This window comes from Vibrio scophthalmi LMG 19158, assembly GCF_000222585.1.
GTDB classification, from domain to species: domain Bacteria; phylum Pseudomonadota; class Gammaproteobacteria; order Enterobacterales; family Vibrionaceae; genus Vibrio; species Vibrio scophthalmi.
This window is the reverse complement of the sequence record NZ_AFWE01000031.1, coordinates 1-409: the sequence shown is the minus strand read 5'-3', so window position 1 is coordinate 409 and position 409 is coordinate 1. Positions and strand designations below refer to the sequence as shown.

Annotated in this window: 3 tRNA genes; all 3 read left to right on the top strand. The window is 47.7% G+C overall.

From position 1 onward, the window contains the following. The 3 genes from RH88_RS01515 to RH88_RS01505 all read left to right on the top strand — a co-directional run bounded on the left by RH88_RS01515 (position 1) and on the right by RH88_RS01505 (position 355). Positions 1–85: transfer RNA gene (locus RH88_RS01515), tRNA-Leu, on the top strand. Positions 86–118: 33 nt separating this feature from the next. Next, positions 119–193, top strand: a tRNA-Gln gene (locus RH88_RS01510). Between the two features lie 77 nt (positions 194–270). Next, a tRNA-Leu gene (locus RH88_RS01505) sits at positions 271–355 on the top strand. Positions 356–409: the final 54 nt, after the last annotated feature.

Genomic DNA, 409 nt, shown 5'->3' with positions numbered 1-409 from the left:
GCGGTCGTGGCGGAATTGGTAGACGCACCAGATTTAGGTTCTGGCGCCGTAAGGTGTGAGAGTTCAAGTCTCTCCGACCGCACCATTGTTTAAATAACTTCGTAGAAGTTATTGCTGTAGGTCTATCGCCAAGCGGTAAGGCACCGGCTTTTGATGCCGGCATTCCCTGGTTCGAATCCAGGTAGACCTGCCACTATTTAAACATGTTGAGTCATCGACATGACAACGTTACTAAGATAACCAATGTCTTCTTAACTATAAAAGTTTGCTGCGGTCGTGGCGGAATTGGTAGACGCACCAGATTTAGGTTCTGGCGCCGTAAGGTGTGAGAGTTCAAGTCTCTCCGACCGCACCATCATTAATAGAACCCAGCTTTTGCTGGGTTTTGTTTTATCTGCAGCTTACCTCT